Raw genomic sequence first — 3,944 nt, forward strand, 5'->3', positions numbered from 1 at the left:
GTGCGGCAGGCGGGACTCAAGGCCCTGCAAAACTACCCGGAGAATCCTGATATCCTGAGTACCGTTCAGCAGGTGACGGTCAGTACCGATCGTCTCCCGGTGTTCAAGCAGGGGATAGCCACTCTTTCGACTATCGCCTCCGGGGAGGAGTTAAAGGGGTTTATCGCTGATATCGTCCGCCAGGATACTGTGGGACACCGTTCGGTGGCCGCCATACGGCAGTTGGCTGATGAGGGAGAGGCGGGTATTCTCAGTGAAGCTGAACGTTTTCTGGATGAAGAGTATGATTACGGGGTGCGTCAGGCGGCCCTGGACCTTTTGACCGAATATGAGAATACATCCGACAACTGGCTGGAGAGAGGGCGGGAGCTGCTGGCAGAGTCGCCGGATCCCCGCATACGGTATCTGGTTGTGCAGGGACTGCTTAAAAACCGGAATCCGGAAATTATTTCGTTCCTGGAAGAGTACCGGGCGGATGAATACGACGCCCGGGTGTATCATGCGATAAGGCAGGGGATCGGGGAGTGATCGTCTTATAAAAACCTTGCGTTGTATGTGCCAATACGAAGGACCTGCGGGGTTCAAGAAGTTTAATTATATTGGTTTTCGTGCCGCAGTTTCAGCTCAGATTTTTCACTAAGAGATTTGATAGTAAGCAAAAAGAACCGCAAGACCGTGCCTAAGACGTATCGGTCGTACGTTGTCCAACCGTCTTGAGATCAGCGCAGTACGCAAATCATTTGGGTGTATCACAGCGTGAAACATTAGATTATGCTGTTTTATGAAATAGCTATAATTTATTTTTTTCAAAACGCTTGGCCCTGTTTTTTTTTGAAAAAGGCGTGTTAATTCAAATAATAGGAAACGCACTAAGGGACTTGCCCGTACTAATTTTAAAATACACTTGGTACTTATCATGAATAGAAAAATAACTGTTCTTGGAGGCATGCTGTCCTGCATGATCCTCTTGCTCGGTTCAAATCATATCACCCGCGGGCAGCAGGCCGAAACGGACCCGGAAATATCGCTGCAGGATCTGTCTGCCTTTGAGAATTCCGGCCAGAGTTGGCAGGTTGCGGGCGCCGTATGGGCTTCGTTGGACAAGGCCAATCATCTGGAGGTGGAACCGGGGACCGGCATCCTGGTGAACACGCCCGGGGATCGTCAGGGGACAGATCTGATTACCAGGCTTGATCACGGGGATATAGACCTGGAGCTGGATGTCATGATGGCGAAAGATTCCAACTCCGGCATCTACCTGCAGGGACGGTATGAAGTTCAGCTGCTGGACAGCTGGGCGACTCAAAACCCGACATCGGGGGATCACGGCGGGATATACGAACGGTGGGACGAGAGCAGGGTGGACGGACAAAAGGGATACGAAGGATATCCTCCGCGACAAAATGCGAGCCGGGCTCCCGGTTTGTGGCAGCACCTGGAAATTTCGTTCCGGGCGCCCCGCTTCGACGCGGAGGGCAACAAAGTGGCGAATGCCCAGATTATCCGGGCCGCATTGAACGGGGTTACCATCCATGAGGGCCTGGAGCTACAGGGACCGACCCGCGGGGCTATCGGGGACGACGAGGTGGACCGGGGACCGCTGCGCCTGCAGGGAGATCACGGGGCGGTGGCTTTTCGCAATATGAAAATCACCCGTTACGACCAGCCTGCGCCTACTATTGGCGGACTCGAATACAGCGTCTATGAGGGTGTTTTCAGCGAAGAACCCGACCTGGATACCCTTTCAGCCGTACAATCGGGTTCCTCAGAGCTGCTCACGGCCCAGTTGGGCCAGCTGCCGGACCAGTTTCTGTTGCACTATACCGGGACCCTGCGAAGCAGCAGCGCCGGGGACTATACGTTCCGTCTCGAGGCAGCCGGCGGTGGCGGTCTGTTGCGTATCGACGGGGAGGAGGTGATCCCGATTGATGGCAATACCGGCGAGGTACGTCTGCCGGAAGGGGAAGTGCCGTTTGAACTTCTCTATGCCCGCCAGGCTAATTGGGCGGAGCCGAACCTGGCGCTTTCGGTTTCAGCACCGGGACTTCGTCCCCATACCCTCAGCGATACCCGGTTGAGCGGACAACAGGGCCCCCGCCCCATTTATGTGGAGGCCCGGGACAAGCCGCTGCTGCGGAGTTTTATGGATCTGCCCGGAGGCGAGCGGCTGACACATGCCGTTTCGATAAGCAGCCCGCATAAGCTGCACTACAGCTATGACCTCAACCGGGGCAACCTGGTGCAGCTGTGGCGGGGACGCTTTTTGGATACGACACCGATGTGGCACAACCGGGGCAACGGGACCTCCCGTCCGAATGGATCGGTCCTCCATCTGCTTGAGGAAGCCTCACCGGCTGTAAACCAGTTGGAGGATGAGCAGGCTGAGTGGACCAGCGATACGACAGGAACGGGATTCCGGTCAAAGGGGTACACGGTGGACATCAACGACAATCCCACTTTTATATTCGAAATGTACGGCAGGGAAGTGGAGGATGAAATCCGGGTGGTCTCCGGTGGCCGGGGCGTCCGGCGGACCCTCAAATTCTCGGAGCCCGGGGATGATCTGTACGTCCGCCTTGCCGCCGGCACCTCGATTACAAAGAAGGAAGCAGACCGGTATCAGGTTGGTGACCGCTCCTACTACCTGGAAGTCGACGCCGGGCTCGACCCTTTTATCCGGTCCACCGGTGATCTCCAGGAGCTTCTGGTGCCGGCGCGGCCGAGCGTACACTATACCATTCTCTTTTAAACCTACGTGAAGAAATGAAATTGATTATGTCTTACATGCGTCACTGTTTGGCCGTTCTGATTCTGTTGTCTGCCGTTAGCGGGGGAGTTTTTGCCCAGAACACTCCCTCCGAAGAGGATTTTTTTCCCATAGTAGATGTTAACAGCCCGGAAGGGGAAGTGCTGGAAGTGGGGGGGCTCGCGGTTCTTCCAAACGGGGATCTCGGTGTTGCTACGCGGCGCGGTGATATCCTGATTGTTGAAAATCCGACCAGCGATAATCCTTATTTCCGGCGTTTCGCCTCGGGACTGCATGAGGTATTGGGACTGGCTTATAAAGACGGGGCATTGTATTGCGCCCAGCGCGGGGAGCTCACGCGCCTGGAAGATACCACACTGGATGGGAAGGCGGATGTGATCGAAACCGTCTATTCCTGGCCGCTATCGGGACACTATCACGAGTACAGCTACGGACCGCTCATCGCCCCGGACGGCTCCTTCTATGTCTCGGGCAATGTGGCATTCGGCGATCAGCAGTGGTGGCGGGGAGAAAGCCGGGTGCCCTGGAGAGGGTGGATGATGCGCATAAGCGAAGAGGGCCAGATGAAACCCTGGGCCACGGGGATGCGTTCGCCGGCCGGACTGGGATGGGTCGACGGGCAGCTGTTCTATACTGAGAACCAGGGGGACTGGATTGGATCGGGGGGACTTTGGCATGTCGAGGAGGGGAACTTTATGGGACATCCTGCCGGGTTGCGGTGGACCGACAGGCCGAATGCTCCGCTCAGCATGACGATGGAAGATCTCTACGAGCATGTGGATCCCCGCTATAACAAGGACGGGAACGGCAACTATATCAAGCCGGAAAACATCCAAAAAGAAGAAGATTTCAAAACGATGTTTGAGCTGCAGGAGCAGCTGCCGGCCCTGAAAACACCGGCCGTCTGGCTGCCCCACGGCATCCTGGGGATTTCCAACTCTGATATTCAGGAGATTCCAGAGGGACACTTTGGTCCTTTCGCAGGCCAGTTGCTGGTGGGCGATCAGGGACAAAGCAAAATTATGCGAGTGGATATGGAGAAGGTAAACAGTACTTACCAGGGGGCCGCCCTTGACTTCCGCAGCGGATTTCAGTCGGGGGTGCTTCGGATGGCGTGGGCCGATGACGGTTCGCTGTTTGTAGGGGAAACCAACCGCGGATGGGGGTCGGCCGGCGA

2 protein-coding genes and 1 pseudogene are annotated in these 3,944 nt (G+C 56.1%); all 3 read left to right on the forward strand.

Translation table 11 applies throughout. The features are described from left to right. Positions 1–528, forward strand: a 528-nt coding sequence (locus tag ACESLU_RS12580) for a HEAT repeat domain-containing protein (RefSeq protein ID WP_372638989.1), incomplete at its 5' end; no start/stop codon positions are given. Positions 529–916: 388 nt separating this feature from the next. Beyond that, on the forward strand, positions 917–2,749 hold the full coding sequence (locus ACESLU_RS12585) for a family 16 glycoside hydrolase (protein ID WP_372638990.1): 1,833 nt from the start codon (positions 917–919) through the stop codon (positions 2,747–2,749). A 35-nt stretch (positions 2,750–2,784) separates the two neighbouring features. Beyond that, a pseudogene (locus ACESLU_RS12590) lies at positions 2,785–3,944 on the forward strand (hypothetical protein); the annotation flags it as partial.

It is taken from the genome of Fodinibius sp. (assembly GCF_041642155.1).
Lineage (GTDB): Bacteria > Bacteroidota > Rhodothermia > Balneolales > Balneolaceae > Fodinibius.